18 protein-coding genes and 1 pseudogene are annotated in these 17274 nt (G+C 65.0%); 7 read left to right on the top strand and 12 right to left on the bottom strand.

The features are described 5' to 3' along the window. Both DK874_RS12120 and DK874_RS08970 read left to right on the top strand, forming a co-directional pair. Positions 1–125, top strand: a pseudogene (locus DK874_RS12120) (integrase core domain-containing protein); the annotation flags it as partial. Positions 126–275: 150 nt separating this feature from the next. Continuing rightward, positions 276–1904 carry a 30S ribosomal protein S1 gene (locus tag DK874_RS08970; protein WP_114313682.1) on the top strand — a complete coding sequence of 543 codons (1629 nt, stop codon included), beginning with the start codon at positions 276–278 and terminating at the stop codon, positions 1902–1904. 57 nt (positions 1905–1961) lie between these two features. On the opposite strand, the gene DK874_RS08965 is transcribed toward DK874_RS08970, so the two are convergent. The 10 genes from DK874_RS08965 to DK874_RS08920 all read right to left on the bottom strand — a co-directional run bounded on the left by DK874_RS08965 (position 1962) and on the right by DK874_RS08920 (position 12618). Next, a complete protein-coding gene (locus DK874_RS08965) occupies positions 1962–3224 on the bottom strand; it encodes a cytochrome b (protein WP_114313681.1) in 1263 nt (420 codons plus the stop codon). Between the two features lie 9 nt (positions 3225–3233). After that, positions 3234–3863 (bottom strand): QcrA and Rieske domain-containing protein, encoded by a 630-nt coding sequence (locus tag DK874_RS08960; protein WP_114313680.1) that lies wholly within the window; start codon positions 3861–3863, stop codon positions 3234–3236. 10 nt (positions 3864–3873) lie between these two features. After that, positions 3874–4356, bottom strand: coding sequence for a DUF1129 domain-containing protein (locus DK874_RS08955; RefSeq protein ID WP_114313679.1), 483 nt, complete (start codon positions 4354–4356; stop codon positions 3874–3876). A 13-nt stretch (positions 4357–4369) separates the two neighbouring features. Continuing rightward, positions 4370–5095 carry a c-type cytochrome gene (locus DK874_RS08950; protein ID WP_114313678.1) on the bottom strand — a complete coding sequence of 242 codons (726 nt, stop codon included), beginning with the start codon at positions 5093–5095 and terminating at the stop codon, positions 4370–4372. A 112-nt stretch (positions 5096–5207) separates the two neighbouring features. Beyond that, positions 5208–5972 (bottom strand): sugar phosphate isomerase/epimerase family protein, encoded by a 765-nt coding sequence (locus DK874_RS08945; RefSeq protein WP_205387575.1) that lies wholly within the window; start codon positions 5970–5972, stop codon positions 5208–5210. Between the two features lie 31 nt (positions 5973–6003). Beyond that, positions 6004–7200 carry an ABC transporter substrate-binding protein gene (locus DK874_RS08940; protein WP_114313676.1) on the bottom strand — a complete coding sequence of 399 codons (1197 nt, stop codon included), beginning with the start codon at positions 7198–7200 and terminating at the stop codon, positions 6004–6006. An 87-nt stretch (positions 7201–7287) separates the two neighbouring features. Then, positions 7288–8478, bottom strand: a complete 1191-nt coding sequence (locus tag DK874_RS08935; RefSeq protein WP_114313675.1) for an ABC transporter substrate-binding protein — start codon at positions 8476–8478, stop codon at positions 7288–7290. Between the two features lie 10 nt (positions 8479–8488). Further along, positions 8489–9271 carry a PaaX family transcriptional regulator gene (locus tag DK874_RS08930; RefSeq protein WP_114313674.1) on the bottom strand — a complete coding sequence of 261 codons (783 nt, stop codon included), beginning with the start codon at positions 9269–9271 and terminating at the stop codon, positions 8489–8491. Then, positions 9271–11250, bottom strand: a complete 1980-nt coding sequence (gene thrS / locus DK874_RS08925; RefSeq protein ID WP_114313673.1) for a threonine--tRNA ligase — start codon at positions 11248–11250, stop codon at positions 9271–9273. Before thrS ends, DK874_RS08930 begins: the two co-directional genes overlap by 1 nt. Positions 11251–11394: 144 nt before the next feature. Next, positions 11395–12618, bottom strand: coding sequence for an MFS transporter (locus DK874_RS08920; protein WP_114313672.1), 1224 nt, complete (start codon positions 12616–12618; stop codon positions 11395–11397). On the opposite strand from DK874_RS08920, the gene DK874_RS08915 reads away from it, so the two are divergent. Next, positions 12575–13543, top strand: coding sequence for a tetratricopeptide repeat protein (locus DK874_RS08915; protein WP_205387574.1), 969 nt, complete (start codon positions 12575–12577; stop codon positions 13541–13543). The genes DK874_RS08920 and DK874_RS08915 overlap by 44 nt on opposite strands. Before the next feature lie 45 nt (positions 13544–13588). After that, a complete protein-coding gene (locus DK874_RS08910; protein WP_114313671.1) occupies positions 13589–14005 on the top strand; it encodes a hypothetical protein in 417 nt (138 codons plus the stop codon). 99 nt (positions 14006–14104) lie between these two features. Here DK874_RS08910 and DK874_RS08905 read toward each other — a convergent pair whose 3' ends face one another. Both DK874_RS08905 and DK874_RS08900 read right to left on the bottom strand, forming a co-directional pair. Beyond that, positions 14105–14305 (bottom strand): hypothetical protein, encoded by a 201-nt coding sequence (locus DK874_RS08905; RefSeq protein WP_114313670.1) that lies wholly within the window; start codon positions 14303–14305, stop codon positions 14105–14107. A gap of 12 nt (positions 14306–14317) precedes the next feature. After that, entirely contained in the window at positions 14318–14965 is a 648-nt protein-coding gene (locus DK874_RS08900) for a hypothetical protein (protein WP_114313669.1), read from the bottom strand. 24 nt (positions 14966–14989) lie between these two features. Here DK874_RS08900 and DK874_RS08895 point away from each other — a divergent pair, with 24 nt between their 5' ends. The 3 genes from DK874_RS08895 to DK874_RS08885 are packed head-to-tail and all read left to right on the top strand — an operon-like array spanning position 14990 to position 17273. After that, positions 14990–15712, top strand: a complete 723-nt coding sequence (locus tag DK874_RS08895) for a metallophosphoesterase family protein (protein WP_114313668.1) — start codon at positions 14990–14992, stop codon at positions 15710–15712. Next, positions 15679–16488: a DNA polymerase III delta subunit-related protein gene (locus DK874_RS08890; RefSeq protein WP_114313667.1), complete on the top strand. Its 810-nt coding sequence runs from the start codon at positions 15679–15681 to the stop codon at positions 16486–16488. The genes DK874_RS08895 and DK874_RS08890 overlap by 34 nt, the downstream gene beginning before the upstream one ends. Next, positions 16485–17273, top strand: a complete 789-nt coding sequence (locus DK874_RS08885) for a PSP1 domain-containing protein (protein WP_114313666.1) — start codon at positions 16485–16487, stop codon at positions 17271–17273. Before DK874_RS08890 ends, DK874_RS08885 begins: the two co-directional genes overlap by 4 nt. Position 17274: the final 1 nt, after the last annotated feature.

Raw genomic sequence — 17274 nt, 5'->3', positions numbered from 1 at the left:
ACCGCAGAAGGCCCCACATGGCCTTGGGTGGCCTTGCCCCCTTAGGGTTCCTGGCTAAGATACAGGAGGGGTCGGTTCCCCAAGGTGTCTCAAATGTAGTGGCCAATTACAGCCTCTTGGCAAGGGGGCCTCCCCGTGGTATAAAGGAAGGGTATGCCCTTCGGGGCCGGTTCACACGGAAGCGGGGAGTGAGGCTTCTCCCCCTCCTTTTCGTGTGGACGTGCGCAAGATGCGCCCGCCTTCCCTAGAAGGCGCGTAAGGAGGAAAGAGGCGGCATGGAAGAAAAGGCGACCCAGGTCAGCGAAGCCAACTTGACCCCAGACCAGGCCTTCAGCATGGAAGAGGCCCTGCAGGAGACCGAGGCCCGCTTGGAAAAACGCGTGCGCCCCGGGCAGGTCCTGACGGGCAAGGTGGTCTTGGTGGGCTCAGAGGGTGTGGCGGTAGATATCGGCGCGAAGACGGAAGGCATCATCCCCTTTAACGAACTCACGGAGAAGTCCCTTCCTGAGGAGGAGTTGAAGGCCCTTCTGAAGCCTGGGGATCTGGTGCGGGTTCAGGTCACCAAGGTGGATCCGGAAACCGGCCAGGTCCTCCTTTCCCGTAAAAAGGTGGAGGCCACGGAGCACTGGGACCGCATCCGGGAGCTTTATGAGAAGGGCGAGCCGGTGACCGTCACCGTCAAGGAGAAGGTCAAGGGAGGCGTGATTGCCGACCTGGATGGTGTATCCGCCTTCATCCCCGCTTCGCAGCTGGACCTCAGGCGCATCCCCAGCCTGGATGCCTACGTGGGCCAGCAGATCCTGGTGAAAATCATCGAGTTTAACCGCAAAAAGGGGAGGGTTCTCCTCTCCCGTCGGGCGGTGTTGGAAGAGGAGCAGAAGCGGGCCAAGGAGGCCTTTTTCCAGAGCCTCCAGCCCGGGCAGGTGGTGGAGGGTACGGTGGTGGACGTCACCGACTTCGGGGCCTTTGTGAACCTGGGCCCGGTGGACGGCCTGGTGCACCGTTCCGAGATCACCTGGGGGCGGTTTAACCACCCCAAAGAAGTGATCCACAAGGGCCAGAAGGTGCGGGCCCAGGTGGTTTCCGTGGACCCGGAGAAGGAGCGGGTGAACCTCTCCATCAAGGCCCTCATCCCCGACCCCTGGACCACGGTGGCCGAGAAGTACCCGGTGGGAAGCCGTGTCCGGGGCAAGGTGGTGGGCCTCACCCAGTTCGGGGCCTTCGTGGAGGTGGAACCTGGCCTCGAGGGGCTCATCCACATTTCCGAGCTTTCCTGGACCAAAAGGCCCAAGCACCCCTCCGAGGTGGTGAAGGAAGGGGAGGAGGTGGAGGCGGTGGTCTTGAGGCTGGACCCTGCCGAGCGCCGCCTCTCCTTGGGCCTTAAGCAGACCCAGCCCGACCCTTGGCAACTCCTCACCGAGAAGTACCCTCCGGGCACCGTGGTCAAGGGCAAGGTTACCGGGATCACCGACTTCGGGGTCTTCGTGGAGCTGGAGCCGGGTATGGAGGGCCTGGTTCATATTTCCGAGCTGGACCACGGGCGCGTCGAAAACCCCGCCGCCCTCTTCAAGAAGGGGGAGGAGATGGAGGTGGTGGTCCTCAACATCGATCCCGTGGAGCAACGCATCTCCCTCTCCCGCAAGCGCCTTCTGCCCCCGCCTCCTCCCAAGGCCGAGGAGGAGCGGCCCCGTCGGGCCAAGGGGAAGGAGGCCCGGGGCAAGAGGAAGCCCGGACCCCGCTGGGCGGTAAAAGAGGAGCGCCGGGAGTACGAGTACGGGGCCGTGGCCGAGTACAACCTGTACGATGCCTCCGCGGTGCCCACGGCAAGCGCCAGCGTGAAGCTGGGCGACCTCTACGGCGATCTTCTGGCAAGCCTGGGCCTCGAGGAGGAAAAGTCCTCTTAGGCCGGAGGGAAACGCTAGGGCCCCCGCCTGTGGCGGGGGCCCTTCTTCTAACCCCATCTAGGCCTTGTGGGGGGCTTCCTCCTTCCCGAAGAAGATGCGGAGCAGGGTGTAGGAGACGATGTAGGTGAGCAAGGGCCCACCCAGGACCAGGCTCCAGAGCACGGCGTTGTTCCCCAGGATGGAGCCTTGTTGCTGGAAGTCGATCTTGTACCCGGCCAGCGTGGTCATGAGGAAGAAGACCAGAAGGGCCAGGATCACACTGGTGCGCACCGGGTGTTCCGAGGGGAGCTCCATGTAGCGCATCTTGTCCTTGCGGGTGTCCAGGAAGGGCAAAAGGAGGCCCACCAGGCCCAGGAGCCCGGGGATTACCACCCCCCCGATGAACTCCGGCCCGATGGTGGCCCCGAAGAGGTGGAACTCCCAGGTGGAGGGGATGAGCTGCAGGATGCCGTAGATCCAGAGGAAGTACCAGTCGGGCTTGACCGCGGGGGTGTTGGGGGTGGGCGGGCCAAAGGCCTCGATGGGGTGAGCAAGGAAAGCCCCGGCGATCAGGGTCATGATGCCCACGTACAGGGCGAAGAGGATGCCCATCATCACCAGCTGCTGGGGGTACATGGGCACGCCGAGGATCCTCCCGGGGGCCACCCTTGCCGCATAGCGGGGCTGGGTGTGCTTCTGCTTCATCATGATGGCCAGGTGCACCCCGATGAGGGCCATGAGAAGCAGGGGAAGCCAGAGGACATGAAGGCTATAGAGCCTGGGAATGGCCTTCTCGGAACCGGGGAACTCCCCCCCGAACATCACCTGGGCCAGGGTGGACCCCACCCAGGGGATGGAGGCGGCGATCCCGTAGCCGATGCGGGTGGCGGTGACCGCGTAGTTGTCGTAAGGCAGGGCATAGCCCGTGAAGGCGGTGACCACCGCCAGACCCAAAAGGCCTAGGCCCACCAGGTAGTTGAGCTCCCGGGGCTTCTTGTAGGCTCCCGAAAGCAGGATGCGGAGCATGTGCAAGAAGGCGGCGGCGATCATCACGTGGGCCGACCAGTGGTGGAGGCTCCGGATCACCGCCCCGAAGGGGAGGCTATCAATGTAGAGAACGCTGGCATAGGCCGCGGGCACGGTGCGGCCATCGGGGAGCCTAACCTCCCGGATGGAGGGCTCAAAGTTCAAGGTGAGGAAGATGCCGGTGAGCACCAGGACGATGAAGGCAAAGAGGGTGATCTCCCCGAGGAAGAAGGAGTGGTGCACCGGAAAGGCCTTGCGCAGGACCTTTTGGTAAAAGCCGGTGAGGTCCAGGCGTTCGTCTAGCCACTTGTACATGCTTCCCTCCTAGACGTGGCGGCAGAAGCCCGCTTCCGCCTTCACCCCCACCTCGCCCAGGAACTCCCCGGCGGCCACCAGGACGTCCCCCTCCACCTTGAGGGGAAGCTGGGGTACGGGCCGGGGCGGGGGTCCGGCCACCACCTTGGCCCCCTGGGCAAAGTCAAAGGTCCCTCCGTGGCAAGGGCAAAGGCCCGCCTTCCTGTCCGCCACCCATTGGCTTATGATGCAGCCCAGGTGGGTACAGACGGCGGAAAAGGCCACGATGCCTTCCACCCCGTGCTGGGCCACCTCGGGAGAGAGCTCCTCAGGGCGATAGCGTACCACCAAGACGGTGTTCTTGGCCTCGCCGCCCTTCACCACCTTGCTCTTGGGGTCCATGGGGTAGGCCAGGACAAAGGGGGCATCGGGCTTTAGCTCGTCAGGGCGGATGGGCTTGGGCTCCCCCCCGCCCTGGGCATAGACCAGGATGTCCCCCGGCTTCAAGGGCTCCTTCTCCGGGGTGACCTCGGCCTTGGGACGCAGGCTGGCCCCCACGTAGAAGGCGGAAACCAGGGAAAGGCCGATTCCGGTGCCGATGGCGGTCTTCAGGAAAAGCCGCCTGCGGGATCGTTGCAAGCGAATCTCGCGTTCGTCCATACCTCACCTCTTACCAGGGGAAGTGGCTCTTCTCCTCCTCGGTAACTGCCTCGTCCCGGCCGAAGTACTTCTTGTAGATGCCCAAAAGGATGGCCACCACCAGGCTGATGGCCCCAAAAACCAAGCCCTGGAGCCAGGTGGGGTTGTGCCCGGTCTGGGCGGAGTAAACCATGAGGCGGACGAAGAAGCCGGAAAGGGCCGTGAGGAGGAGAACCAGGATAACCCCTACCGCCACAGGAGCTGTGGAGGGGGCGGGAAAATGACGGCCGGGGCGGAGCTCCACGCCCTCTAGCCAGTAGGAGACCAGGCCGATGAGGCCATAGAGGAGGAGGACGGCGCCAAAGGCCATCAGGCCGATCTGGCCCACGGAGAGCTCCTCTGGGGTGTGGCCCAGGAGGCGGGCGATGTGGAGCCCATCCAGGTAGGCCATATAGAAGAGGCCTAAGGCCAGGATGAGGGCGAAGGTGGGAAGGATCGGGTCGTTGCGGTACATTCTTTAGCCCCCCTTACTCCACCGGGCCGAAGCTGTTGCCGAAGCTGTTGCGGATGTAGGTGGCTACGGCCTTGAGCTCCTCCTCCGAGAAGGCGGCCCCCACCGCCGGCATGGCCCCACGCCCGTTCTTTACGGTGCCCAGGATCATCTGGGCATCCTTTAGGTTGGCGTTGCCCGCCAGGGCGGGCATGACCGGGGGCATCCCCTGGCCGCCTGCCCCATGGCAGGCGGCGCAGTTGGCCTCGTAGATGGACTTGCCCTTTTCCATGAGGGCCGGGTCCACGCTGGCGGCCGGGCCAGGGCCCTCCTTTGGGGCCTGGGTTTCCTGGGCCGGGGGGGCCAGCTCGGTTGCTATCCTCTCCGCTGCAGGGGAAAGGGCAAAGTAGGCCCAGATGCTGCCCAGCACGATCACCGAGGCCACCACGTACCAGATGGGGTTGAAGCGCACCGGCTCCACGGGGAGCTCGGGTTCCCCCACGGCCAGGCGGAGCTCGAGGGTCCCCGCCACTTCCCCCCCCTCGTCCAGGCCCAGGACCATCACGTCGGGGTAGTTGTTTACGGTGAAGGGAATCTCCCTTATCTCCTCGCCTCCCCCACGGAAATGGGTCACCACCCGTAAGACGTGCTCCCCATCCGGGATCTTGCGGGTGTCCAGGTTTAGCCGGTAAGGGGGTTCCCTAAGAACCGCCAGGGGTTCGCTGGCCCCATCCAGGTACACCTCAATCCGGTCTACGACCATTCTGCCTCCCTTTGTGAAGGGGGGTACAAAACCCCACTCCACTACTATAAGCGTACCCCGCCAAGGACAGATGTCCCCGCTTATGATTCCCGACACGGGTAGGGAAGGGCCTCTAGACCAGGAGGGCGTGCAGCCGGGCCCAGCTTTGCCGCACCCCTGCCGGGCCCCCGCTTACCTCCAGGGCCGCGGTCCCAGGGAATGCCTTTAGATAGGGGGCCAGCCTTTCCCAGGGCACCCTTCCTGTACCCACGGGCAGGTGGTCGTCCCGTTGGCCGTGGTTGTCGTGAAGGTGCAGGTGGAGAAGCCTATTCCCCAAGGCCTCCCAGTAGAGGAAAGGCCCTTGGGGGCCAAGCTCCACCAGGGCGTGGCCCACGTCCAGGCAGAAGCCGTACTGGGGGAAACGTTCCAGGAGGGCTTTTAGCTCCTCCGGGCCCCGGAGGAGGTCCTCCTCGGATAGGGCCAGGTTTTCCAGGGCCACGGGAAAGGGGAGGGGAAGGAGGGAGGAGAGGGTCTTTTCCAAGGCCTCCCGGGCCAGGCTTAAGGCCATGGGGTGACGCACGGGCACCTGGCCGGTGTGGAGCACGCCCACCTTGGCCCCCAGGGCCTCGCCAAACTCCAGGGCCCGCTTCAGGCGCTCCTCCGCCAAGGCGCGGACGCTGGGGATAAGGCTGGCCGGGTTCATCTCCACGAAGGGGAGGTGGAGGGTGAACCCTACTCCTAAGGCCTCCCCGGTGGCCCGCAAGGCCCTGGCATCCGGCAGGGGCAGGACCTCGTGCAGGTCGTAGGGAACCTCGAGGTCCAGCCCCAGCTCCGCTGCCAGGCGGAAGGCCTCCTCGTACCCCATCTCCGCATTGAAGGGGCTAAAGCCTAGGCGCATCCCTGCCATTTTAGGGGGTCTTTCGGGGGCGTTACCGGATGGCCTCCGCTTTTCTCTGGGCCTCCTCCAGGGCTCGCTGGGGAGGTACGCCACCCTTTAGCGCCCTTTCCAGGGCCTCGGCCAGGACGCTGGCCCAGGCGGAGAACTGGGGGATGCGGGGGCGCTCCTGGGCATAGGCGATCTGCTCAAAGGCCACCTTGCGGAAGGGGTTTTCCCGATAGAAGCCCTCCAGGAGGGGGATGGCCGACTTGCGTACCGGGACGTAGTAGCTGGCCTCCACCCAGCGGGCCACGTTCCCGGGTTCCATGAGGTACTTCCAAAACTCCAGGGCTCCCCGCACCTGGGCTTCCGTGGCCCCCCGCAGGACTAAAAGCTGGGCTCCGCCCATGGGCACCCTTCCCCCGGGCTCCCGGGGAACGGGGGCCACCCCCAGGGTGAAGGCGAAGGAGAAGTTCTCGGCGGCGGGCCAGTTGGCGATGGAGGCCATGACCATCATTCCCTTGGTGCGCACGAAGTCCAGCTGGGCGAAAGTGGCCTCGGCCATGTTCCTTGCGGAAAGGGCCCCCGCCTTGTTCAGGCGCCAGAGCATCTCCAGGGCCTCCAGGGCCTCCTTGGAGGTAAAGTTGGGTTTGCCTTCCCGCACCAGGTTCCCGCCCCGGCTGGTCACCATGGCCTCAAAAAGCCAGGCCTGGGGGTCGGTGACGAAGATGAAGCCCTTGGCCTGGCGGGAGGTAAGGGCCTTGGCCACCTCCTCAAACTCCTTCCAGTTCCTTGGGGCCTTAAGCCCTTTGGCCCGGAAGACATCCAGGTTGTAGAAGAGCACGGGGGTGGAGGTATTCAGGGGAAGGCCGTAACGCTTGCCATCCATGACCCCGTAGTTCCAGGCGGGTTCAAAGAGGTCTTCCAGGAAGGCCCGGTCTAGGTTCAGGTAGGCGTCCAGGGCTACGGCCCGGCCTTCCCCCACGAGCCGGGGGAAGAAGCTGATCTCCGCCTGGAAAAGCACGGGTTGGCTTCCCGTGCGTAAGGAGGCCACCAGTTTGGTTTCCGCATCCCGGTAGTCCCCCGCGTACTGGGGGGTGACCCGGTAAAGCCCTTGCCGGGCGTTGAACTCCTGGGCGAAGCTGGAGAGAAGCCGGCCCGCGGGGCCATCCATGGAGTGCCAGAAGGAAACCTCCACCTGGGCTAGGCCGGGAAGGAGGAAGAGGACCAGGGCAACCAGCTTTTTCATGGAGGGGATTTTACCACCCTCCTTGTCGGAGGGGTATCCGGCCTTTTCTCCCCCTACCGGGCGCCGTAGGTGCCCAAAGAAGGTGCCCTACCGCCTTTCCACCGCCAGGGCTTTTTTCTGGGCCTCCTCGAGGGCCGCCACGGGCCTTACCCCCTGTTTGAGGCTCCTTTCCAGGGCCTCTTCCAGGTAGCTATACCAGACCACCAGCTCCGGGTCCTGGCTCCAGGGACGCCCCACCTCCGCCTGGGCGAAGACCCCTTGCCTTTCGGGATCTTTCAGGAAATCGGCCAGCTCTTTTTCCGCCTCCTTCCTGAGGGGTAGGTACCAGGTGGTGCGCACCCACTCCGCCTGGCGTTTGGGTTCCAGGAAGTGGAGCCAGAAGGCCACTGTCCCCCGGGCCTGTTCGGGGCTTGCCCCTTTGAGCACCGCCAAGGCCGCCCCGGAAAGGGGCACCGCACCCCCCTCCCGCCTCGGCAGGGGGGCTAGGCCCACAGCGAAGGGTAAGGAGGTTTGGGAGAGGACCACGGGCAGGGCCGTGGTGGGCCCGATGCCCATGAAGGCCTTGGTGCGCAGGAAATCGGCCACGGCAAACTGGGCCTCCGCCAGGTTCCTGGCCTGGGCATGCCCCTTCTGCACCATGCGGTAAAGCATCTCCAACGCCTCCACCACCTCCTTGGAGGTGAAGGCGGGAAGCCCATCCTTCACCAGGCTCCCCCCCAGGCTCATGACGATGGCGTTAAAGCTCCAGATGTCGGTGGAGATCACCATCCCCTTGCTGGTGCGGCCCGTGAGCCTACCGGCGGCCTCCTCCACCTCGGCCCAGGTCCTGGGGGGCCTAAGGCCCCGGGCGCGGAAGGCATCCTTGTTGTAGTAAAGGACAGGCACCGAAAGCCCCAGGGGAAGGCCATACGTCTGGCCCCGGACCTGGCCCGTTCGCATCATCTCCGGGTGGAGGTCCTTGGGGAGGTTTTGCAGGTAGGGGTTCAGGGCCAAGGCTACCCCTTCCTGGGCCAAGCGGGGCAGGAAGGAAAGCTCCCCGTGGAAAAGGACCGGGGCCCCTCCCGAGCGCAAAGCGGCCAGGAGCTTTACCCCCGCTTCCCGGTAGTCCCCCACGTACCGGGCTTCCAGGCGGTAGGTGCGCTGGGACTCGTTGAAGCTCTTTATAGCCTCCTCCACCACGCTATTCCCCGGTGGGCCTGCCGTGTGCCAAAAGGGGATGACCACCTGGGCCTGAGCGAGGGAAAAAAGGACCAGGGGCAGGGAGAGAAGCCGCCTCATGCCCTAAAGGTTACCGGGCCTGGGGTGAGAGGGCTGAGAAGGGGAGGGATAGCCCCTTAAGAAAGGGCTCGGCCTGCCGATAAAGGGCTTCCCGGAGGGCGAGGAAGCGCTCTCGGGCGGAGGGGCCTGGGAAACCAGGCGGAAGCAGCTCGGCGGGCAGGAGGGGGTCTAGGAAAAGTAGCTTGCGCATCTCGTGCACCAGGCGGGTCAGGGTGCGGAAGGCCAGAAGGGGGTCCTCGGGTGCCGGGGGGAGGCTGGCGAAAAGGGTTTGGTAATGGGCCGAGGCCTCCTGAAGGGGGAAAGCGCGGAGCACCACCTCCTTCGGCCCCAGGTGCTCCGCCTGGAAGAGGGTGGCGGAAATCCCGTAAAAGGCGAGAAGCTCCCGGGTGGCGGTGGGGTCCACCCCTGCCCCCAGGTAGACCCCGCTTTGCAGGCTACCGTAGCCCAAAAGGGCCATCTCCCGCCGGAAGCGCTCCCTTTCCCCCCGTTCCCTTAGGCCTTCCGGTAGGACCAGGAGGAAACGCCCGTCCCAGGGGATGGGGGGGTCGTAGAGGCGTTTCCGCACCTGGCGCACCTGCCAGTAGACCCGGTCGGAAAGGGCGTAGTAGGCCAGCCTTCCCAGCCGCCGGGGCTCCACCCAGCCCCTTTTGGCGCTCCGGGAAAGGGCCGCCCGCACCGCCGCCTCGGAGAAGCCCAGGACCTCCATCATGGCAATAAGGTCCCGCACCGGGGCACGCCTTTCCGGGTAGACATATTCCAAAAATATGGTGAAAAGGGTGGATCTCGCCCGCATCAGAAGGCTGGCTCCAAAAGGCGTTCCCTGTACTCCTTGAGGGCGCCCTCCAGGAAAGCCGCCAAGGGCATGGTTCCCAGGTTCCCCCGAAGCCGCCTGCGGACGCTCACCGTGCCCTCGGCCCTTTCCTTGTCCCCCACCACCAGGATGTAGGGCACCTTCCCCACCTCGGCGTCGCGGATGCGGGCCTGCATGCGCTCAGGGCGCAGGTCGGCCTCGGCCCTGAGGCCCGCCTCTTTGAGCTTAGAGACCACTTCCTTGGCGTAGTCCTCCTGCTTTTCCGAAACCGGGACCACCACCATTTGCACCGGGGAAAGCCACAGGGGAAAGTTCCCGGCAAAGTGCTCTATCAGGATGCCGATGAAGCGCTCCAAGGAGCCGAAGGGGGCGCGGTGGATCATGACGGGGCGGTGCTCGGCCCCATCCGGCCCCACATACGTGAGGCCGAAGCGCTCGGGCAGGTTGTAGTCCACCTGGATGGTACCCAGTTGCCACTCCCTGCCCAAGGCGTCTTTGACCACGAAGTCCAGCTTGGGGCCATAGAAGGCGGCATCCCCTTCCTCCACCGTGTAGTGGAGGCCGGCTTCCAGGGCGGCTTCCTCAATCTGCCTTTCCGCCAAGGACCATTTGGCCTCGTCGCCCACGTACTTTTCGCTTTTGGGGTCCCGGGTGCCGATACGGGCTCTGTAGTCCTTTAGGCCCAGGGTGGAAAGCACCTTCAGCACCAGATCCAAGACCCCTAAGAACTCCTCCTTCACCTGCTCGGGGGTGCAGAAGAGATGGGCGTCGTCCTGGGTGAAACCCCGTACCCGCGTGAGGCCCAAAAGCTCCCCCGCCTTTTCGTAGCGGTAGACGGTGCCGAACTCGGCAAGCCTTAGGGGAAGCTCCCGGTAGGAGCGCTTCTTAAAGGCATAGATGCGGATATGGTGGGGGCAGTTCATGGGCTTTAGGAGGTACTCCTCCTCCTCACCCCGCTCCTGGAAGCTGATGGGGGGGAACTGGCTTTCCGCATAGTAGGGGTAGTGGCCGCTGGTCCGGTAGAGCTCGAGGCTCCCGATATGGGGGGTGGTGACCAGCTGGTAGCCCCGCCTTATCTGCTCCTCCCGCATGAAGGCCACCAGTTCCTCGCGGATCACGTTGCCCTTGGGAAGCCAAAGCACCAGGCCCTTGCCCACCATGGGATCGATCAGGAATAGCTCCAGCTCCCGTCCCAAACGGCGGTGGTCCCGCTTCTTGGCCTCCTCCAGTTGCCAGAGGTATTCCTTGAGCTCCTCCGCAGTGCGGAAGGCCACCCCGTAGACCCGTTGCAGCATGGGCCTGGTTTCGTCCCCCCGCCAGTAGGCCCCGGCCACGTGGGTGAGCTTGAAATGGGGAGGGATGCGGCCTGTGGAGGGCACATGGGGCCCGCGGCAGAGGTCGGTGAAGCCGTAGGTTTCGTCCCCCTGCTGGTAGAAGCTGATCTCCTCCTCCTCGGGCAGGTCCTGGATGAGCTCGGTCTTGTAGGGGTCCTTGCCCTGGTAGCGGGAAAGGGCCACCTCCCGGGGCAACACGTAGCGGCGTAAGGGGAGGTCTTTGGCGAGGATGGCCCGCATCCTTTCCTCTATGGCGGGGAGGTCTTCGTCGGAGATGGGCTCGGGGGCGTCTATGTCGTAGTAGAAGCCCTTTTCAATCACCGGCCCCACCCCAAGCTTCACGCTTTCCGGATCGTAGCCCTTTTCGGCAAAGAACTCCTTCACCGCCTGGGCCAGCACGTGGGCCAGGGTGTGGCGGAAGAGGAGCTGGTACTCGGGGTCCTTCTCGGTGAGGATCTTGACCTGGGCCCCCGGGGGAAGGGGCTTGAGGAGGTCGTAAAGCTCCCCGTTCACCAAGGCGCCCACGGCGGCCTTGGCTAGCCCCGGGCCTATGGCCCGGGCCACGTCCCAGGCGGTGGCGCCCTCCTCCACCTCGAGGGCCTTTCCATCCGGTAGGTAGACCACCATGGACCCTACTATACACAGCCCGGTGGCCGGTTGGGACCGGCCCAGCTTGGGCCCGGACCTCCTTTGAGGCCATGGGGTAGGCAGGCGAAAACCTTTCCCTTGCGCTAGGGGAAGCCCCTGGGGGGTGGTCATCGGGGTGAGGCCTCATCCCTCTTGCGGCAACTTCCTGCCGGCATAAAGGGCCCAGGCGTAGAAGAAGGCCGCCAGGAGGAAGAGGGTGGGAAAGCCCAACCGGTCCGCTAGCCATCCTCCCAGCACGGTAGAAAAGGCGAAGAGCCCGGCCACGGTGTTGGCGAGGCCGATGTGGGCGCTGCGTTCCTCCGGTGGGGCCAGGTTGAGAAGGTAGGTGGTGGTGGCAAGCCCCAAGGCGGCCAAGTAGGCTCCTTGCAGCAGAAAGACCAGGCCAAAAAAGGGGGGAGGCAGGAGAAGGGCCAGAAGGGGAGGGAAAAGGGCTAGGAAGGACCCAGCCTGAAGCACCCCCTTGGAGCTGCGCTCTCCCAACTTGGCCCAAAGCAGGTTGGAAAGGGTGAAGGAGAGGGCGTAAAGGGAGAGGTAAAGCCCAAGCTCCTTCCCTTGGCCCAAAACCCGCACCGCATAGACGGCATAGAAGGGCTCGGCCATGGCCGCCAGGCCCAATAGGACCCGCACCCTCAGGTAGCGGCGGAAGTCTACCCGCCTAAGGGGGAGGCGGAGGTCCAGGCGGTGAAACCTGGGGGGCTCCTCCGGCTCCTCCGTGAGGCCGAAGAGGTACCAACCCAGACCAAAGGCCAGGGCTCCCAGGGCAAAGAGGAGGGCATAGGGCAGGGGAAAGGTAAGGGGAAGGGCCAAAACCTCCCGCACCAAGAAGCCTGCCAGGAAGGCCAGAAGCCCTCCCACCAGGTTCCGAGCGGAAAAGAGGTGGGTCCGGCGCTCCCAGGGCGTGGTCTTGGCCACCACCTCCCAGAAGGGGAGGCTGCTTACGCCGGTGAAAAGGGCGTTGAGGAGAAGGCCAGCTAGGAAGCCCACCAGGAGGAGCTCCGGCCAACTCCCCAGGAAAAGGGCAGAAAGGGCCATGAGGAGGACCCCAGAAAGCCTTAAGGTGGCCACCCGACGGTAAAGGACGATCTTCTTCGGGAACCGGGCCACATAGGAGGCCAGGAAGGCCTGGGGGATCATGCCCCCCGCCTGGAGCAAGGCGGGCAGGAGGCCGATCAAGGCCCCCGGGGCCCCCAGCTTGGCGGCGAAGCTGGTGAGAACGATGTTGGGGTTCAAAAAGGTATCCCCCAGCCACACCAGCCAGCCGTTGAGCACCGCCAGGCGGTAGTTGCGCTCCCGAAGGTCTAAGATGGTGAGGATGTTGCTGCTTCCTTCCCTTGGGCCCTTCCACATCCTGCATCCACGCTACAACGCCGCCACCGTTTTGGCCCTTTTGCAGGAGGCCCACCCCAAGGTTATGTACCTGGCCTCCCACTCGGAGGCGGAACTGGAAGGGGGCCTTTGGCGGGAGGAAGACCCGCTTCTTTTCCATCTCCTCCCTTGGGCGGAGGAAGGGGGAATCCCGGTGGTGGCCCTGGACGAGGAGGCGCACCTCAAAGGGGAGGCCGAGGCTTTCCGCCAGGCCTTGGCCCAGCATCCCTTGGGCAAACCCCATCTGGAGAGGATGCAGGGCTTTGACCAGGAGCTTTTGCAGCTTCTCAAGACCCCCCTTACCCCAGAGGACCTGGGCTCAGAGGGCTTCCTCTCCCGCTTACGCCAGGTGTATGGGGGTTTCGTCCAGGCTTTTGGGGAAGGGCCAGCCACGGGCTTTAGGGCCCGGCGCATGGCGAGGGTGGCAAAGGTCCTTAAGGGCCGGGAAGGGGCGGTGGTGGCGGAGCTTCTGGACTATTCCCTTCTGGCCGAGTATTTCCCTGAGGCCTTGCCCAAGGCCCATGAGCCCACGGAGAGGGAACGCCAGAGGGCCCTTTTGGACCGGGCCTGGCAGCTTAAGGAGGAGGACAACTGGGCGGGGCTCTTGGAGGGGCTTTTCCAGATAGGGGATCCCGAGGCCCTGTACCTGGCGGCTCAGATCTACCTGGCGGCCGGGGAGTGGCAGGAGGCCTTAAGCCTCATGGAGGAGGTCTTCCGCATGGACTTCCAGCACCCCGGGTATCTTCCGGGCTACGTCCTGGCCCGCTTCGGTCAGCTTCTTGACCTGGCGGGGGAGCGGGAGAGGGCCCTGAGGGCCTACCGGGGGGTTCTGGCCCTTTCCTGGGCCCCGGAGGAAGCTAGAGCCATCGCCTTGGCTGGGTTGAGGAGTCCATTCCGGCTTCCCTAGCCCTTTGGGGCATTTGTCCCGGGGCCCCTTAACTAAGATGGAACTATGGAGGTGGAGATTCGCCGCACCCGCCACGCCGCCTACCTCCGCCTAGCTGCGGCCCATGCGGGGCCCTTGGGGCCCGCGCTTTTAGGGCATCCGGAGCTAGCACCCCTCTACGCCAAGGCCTATACGGCCTGTGGGGGTGCGGAGGGCCTTCCCTGCGCCGGGGTAGGGGGAGAGCCCAGGGTGTGCGTGGTGCGGCGGCTGGAGCACCTGGCCTATAGCGCCCTAAGGGGGGGTAAGCGCCGGCGGGAGCAGGAGAAGACCATGGTGGAAGGGCTTCTGGTGTGCATGAACCACCTGGCCCAGGAGTTCCCTCCCGAGTTTGCCCCGGTCCTCGAGGCCACCCGCAAGGTGCTGGAAAAGGACCTCGCCTACCTGGAGAAGGCTTTACAGGAAAGGGCGCAAAACACCCCTTAAGCCGAGGCCTCCGGAGGAGGGAGGTTCAGGGGCTTGGGGCCAGGGGTTTTTCAAAACCCCCTACCGCCTCAGCGAGGCGGCCTGGGCCCAGGTGGGGGCTTAAAGTAGGTGGTGCATCTTGCCCAGAACCAGCATCACCGCCACGGTGCTGGCGGCCAGGATGATGAGCATCAGCATGAAGAGGATAAAGCGCAGGTCAAAGGTCTCCCCCTCGGTGGTGAGGACCCTAGGGTTAAGGATCAGGTAGAAGAGCAAGGTAACCACGGCCGCTCCGATGGCGAACAAAGCAACGTACACCATACCTTCCTCCCTTCACCAGAGGCTAAGAACCGCCTCCAGGTTTGCCCGTAAGTTTACCAGACCCACCCCGTAGGTGGGAATCCCCAAGGCTAAACCCACGCTTCCCCAGTAGGGCCCTGGGCTTATGGGTAGGTCCAGGCTGAGGGGAGGGCTTTCCCAGGGGCCGTAGGCCCGTACCTCCCGGTAGAGGAGGCCGGTGGGGGCTTCCACGTGGAGGGCCAGGGGTTCCCCTTCGGCGTCCAGGGGTAGCCAGCCCTCGGCGGTTTCCTTGGCTCCCGGGAAGCTCTGGCCCAGACCCTCTCCGGGAAAGGCCAAGAGGAGGCGGTCGGGGCGGGTTCTTTCCAGAAGGTGGGCCAGGGGGGCCCGGGTGGGGCCGGTAAGGGGAAGGCCTTCCAGGGTGGAGGAAAGGGGGGAAGGATCCAGGGCCAGGAGTATGCGCCCCCGAAAAGAGAGGCCGTTTAGGGCCTGGAGCACGGCCAGGGCCTCCCCATAGGGGGCGTGGAGGAGGTAGGTCCTTCCTCCCCGTCCTCCCTCCAGGTAGCTGTACAGGGTGCCGAACTCGTCCAGTCCTGCCCGAAGGTGCTCCGAGAGGACCTCGAGGTCCGCCCAAAGCTGTTCCAGCAGGGTCGGTTCCCCTAGGGAACGCCGTAAGGTAGCCATAGCCCTCATGGTATTCTAAAGGCCGTGCGTTACCTGGTCCTCTCCGACATCCACGGCAACTGGCCTGCCCTGGAGGCGGTGCTAAAGGCCGCACCCCCTTTTGACCGGGTGCTTTTCCTGGGGGATGCCGTGGGCTACTATCCGGATGGGGACCGGGTGTTGGACTGGCTCATGGAGGTGGAGGCCCAGTGCGTTTTGGGCAACCACGACGCCTGGCTTTTGGCCCTGGACCGCCTGCCCCAGGAGGGGGTGGTCCTGGAGATCTTAGCCTGGCAGCGGAGGAGACTTTCCCAAAGGCACCTGGATTTCCTCGCCTCCTGGCCCTGGCAGAAGGAGGTGGATGGGGCGCTGTTGGTGCACGGCAGCCCCTGTGACCCCCTGGAGTACTTGGACGGGCTGGAGCTGGCCCGCCAGGCCTTTGCCTGTACAGAGCACCGCCTCACCTTTCACGGGCACACCCACCTGGCCGGGGCTTTCTTGGAGCTTTCCGGGCCCCGCCCCTGGGTGCGCTACCAGCGCTTTGCCGAGGGGGGCGAGCTCCTCCTGCCCCCCACGGTGCGGGCCCTGGCCAACCCGGGTTCGGTGGGCCAGCCCCGCGACCATGTGCCGGGGGCGGCCTTTGCCCTTTGGGAAGGGGATGGGATCACCTTTTTCCGGGTGGATTACGACCTGGAACGGGTGGCCCACCGCTTGGCGGAGGAGGGGTTCCCTATATGGCTCTACCAGCGCCTGACCCTGGGGGAATAATCGGCCACGAGGCCGTCTTGGAGCTCCTGCCCCGGCTTGGCGCCTCCACCTTGCTCTTCTCGGGTCCAGAAGGGGTGGGGAGGCGCCTTGTGGCCCGTTGGTATGCCTGGGGGCTCAACCGGGGGTTTCCCCCCCCTGCCCTGGGGGAGCACCCCGACCTCCTGGAGATCGGCCCCAAGGAGCGGGGCCTGAAGGGGCAGGGGGAGATCCGCCTCGAGGAGGTGGAACCCCTTTTTGCCTGGTTTGCCACCCATCCCCGGGAGCGGGTCAAGGTGGCCATCTTGGACTCCGCCCACCTCCTCACCGAGGCTGCGGCCAACGCCCTCTTGAAGCTTCTGGAAGAACCCCCTTCCTACGGGCGCATTGTCCTCATCGCTCCAGGCCGCGCCACCCTCCTTCCCACCCTGGCCAGCCGGGCCCTGGAGGTGGCCTTTGCCCCGGTGCCCGAGGAGCGGCTTTATCCCTTGACCCGGGACCCGGAACTTCTGGCCTACGCCGCTGGGGCTCCAGGCCGGCTCCTAAGGGCCCTGGCGGATCCTGGCGCCCTTCGGGCCCGCATGGAGAAGGCCAGGGAGGTGAGGGTTGCCTCCTCCTGGCGGCGGCTGGCCCTCCTTAAGGAGCTCCTTTCCGATGAGGAGGGGGTTTTCGCCCTTTACGCCGCCTTTCGCCACTCCCCCCGGGCTCTACTGGCCCTGGAGGCAGCCCGGGAGGCCTTGGAGCGGTATGTGAGCCCGGACCTGGTCCTGGCCCGCTTGGCCTTAGACTTGGAAACATGACCGTGGGCGTTCGCTTGCACGCCGATCTGCGCAAAGCCCGCACCCCTGTCCTACGCTACTTTCGCTTCCAAGGGGAGCCCCCTCCCCTGGAGGCGTATGTGGTGGTGCGCACGGGCCGGGGCTTGGAGGTGGGAAAGGTGCGCACCCCTCCCCGCAAGGAGAAGGAGGCGGGGGAGGTGGTGCGCCTGGCCACCAAGGAGGATCTGGACCTGGCCTTAAGGCTCCGGGCCAAGGCGGAGGAGGCGGCCTTTTACCTCAGGGCCCGCCTTCAGGAAGAGGGGGTGAGGGCTAAGGTGCTGGGGTGCGACTTCACCCTGGATGGCCGCCACCTTTCCGTGCACTACGCTGCGGAGGAGCGGGTCAACCTCCGGCGCTTTACCCGGGAGCTTGCCGAACGCTTTGGGGCCCGGGTGGAGTTCCTGGCGGAGGGCCCCCGGGAGGAGGCCGCCTATCTGGGAACCTTGGGGGCTTGTGGGATGGAGTCTTGCTGCTCCACCTGGCTCCAGGGTTTCGCCCAGGTGTCCATCAAACTGGCCCGCGACCAGGGGCTTCCCTTAAACCCCGAAAAGATCTCCGGCCCCTGCGGCCGGCTCCTTTGCTGCCTGGCCTATGAGCACCCTGTATACCAGGAGCTTCTTGCGGAGCTCCCCCGCAAAAACGCCCGAGTCTGCACCAAGGAAGGGGTGTGTGGCAAGGTGCAAAAGGTGAACCCCTTGAAGGGGACGGTGGAGCTCTTCCTGGAGGAGGGGAAGACGGTGGAGGTGGCCAAGGAGGAACTGGCCTAGC

The sequence above is a fragment of the Thermus caldifontis genome, from assembly GCF_003336745.1.
Taxonomy (GTDB): Bacteria; Deinococcota; Deinococci; order Deinococcales; family Thermaceae; genus Thermus; species Thermus caldifontis.
This window is presented reverse-complemented; position numbering and strand designations above follow the sequence as displayed.

Excerpts from the sequence above, each read along its gene's own strand:
- DK874_RS08970 (WP_114313682.1), top strand. The coding sequence starts at position 276 with ATGGAAGAAAAGGCGACCCAGGTCAGCGAAGCCAACTTGACCCCAGAC.
- DK874_RS08965 (WP_114313681.1), bottom strand. The coding sequence starts at position 3,224 with ATGTACAAGTGGCTAGACGAACGCCTGGACCTCACCGGCTTTTACCAA.
- DK874_RS08960 (WP_114313680.1), bottom strand. The coding sequence starts at position 3,863 with ATGGACGAACGCGAGATTCGCTTGCAACGATCCCGCAGGCGGCTTTTC.
- DK874_RS08955 (WP_114313679.1), bottom strand. The coding sequence starts at position 4,356 with ATGTACCGCAACGACCCGATCCTTCCCACCTTCGCCCTCATCCTGGCC.
- DK874_RS08950 (WP_114313678.1), bottom strand. The coding sequence starts at position 5,095 with ATGGTCGTAGACCGGATTGAGGTGTACCTGGATGGGGCCAGCGAACCC.
- DK874_RS08945 (WP_205387575.1), bottom strand. The coding sequence starts at position 5,972 with ATGCGCCTAGGCTTTAGCCCCTTCAATGCGGAGATGGGGTACGAGGAG.
- DK874_RS08940 (WP_114313676.1), bottom strand. The coding sequence starts at position 7,200 with ATGAAAAAGCTGGTTGCCCTGGTCCTCTTCCTCCTTCCCGGCCTAGCC.
- DK874_RS08935 (WP_114313675.1), bottom strand. The coding sequence starts at position 8,478 with ATGAGGCGGCTTCTCTCCCTGCCCCTGGTCCTTTTTTCCCTCGCTCAG.
- DK874_RS08930 (WP_114313674.1), bottom strand. The coding sequence starts at position 9,271 with ATGCGGGCGAGATCCACCCTTTTCACCATATTTTTGGAATATGTCTAC.
- thrS (WP_114313673.1), bottom strand. The coding sequence starts at position 11,250 with ATGGTGGTCTACCTACCGGATGGAAAGGCCCTCGAGGTGGAGGAGGGC.
- DK874_RS08915 (WP_205387574.1), top strand. The coding sequence starts at position 12,575 with ATGGTGAGGATGTTGCTGCTTCCTTCCCTTGGGCCCTTCCACATCCTG.
- DK874_RS08920 (WP_114313672.1), bottom strand. The coding sequence starts at position 12,618 with ATGTGGAAGGGCCCAAGGGAAGGAAGCAGCAACATCCTCACCATCTTA.
- DK874_RS08910 (WP_114313671.1), top strand. The coding sequence starts at position 13,589 with ATGGAGGTGGAGATTCGCCGCACCCGCCACGCCGCCTACCTCCGCCTA.
- DK874_RS08905 (WP_114313670.1), bottom strand. The coding sequence starts at position 14,305 with ATGGTGTACGTTGCTTTGTTCGCCATCGGAGCGGCCGTGGTTACCTTG.
- DK874_RS08900 (WP_114313669.1), bottom strand. The coding sequence starts at position 14,965 with ATGGCTACCTTACGGCGTTCCCTAGGGGAACCGACCCTGCTGGAACAG.
- DK874_RS08890 (WP_114313667.1), top strand. The coding sequence starts at position 15,679 with ATGGCTCTACCAGCGCCTGACCCTGGGGGAATAATCGGCCACGAGGCC.
- DK874_RS08885 (WP_114313666.1), top strand. The coding sequence starts at position 16,485 with ATGACCGTGGGCGTTCGCTTGCACGCCGATCTGCGCAAAGCCCGCACC.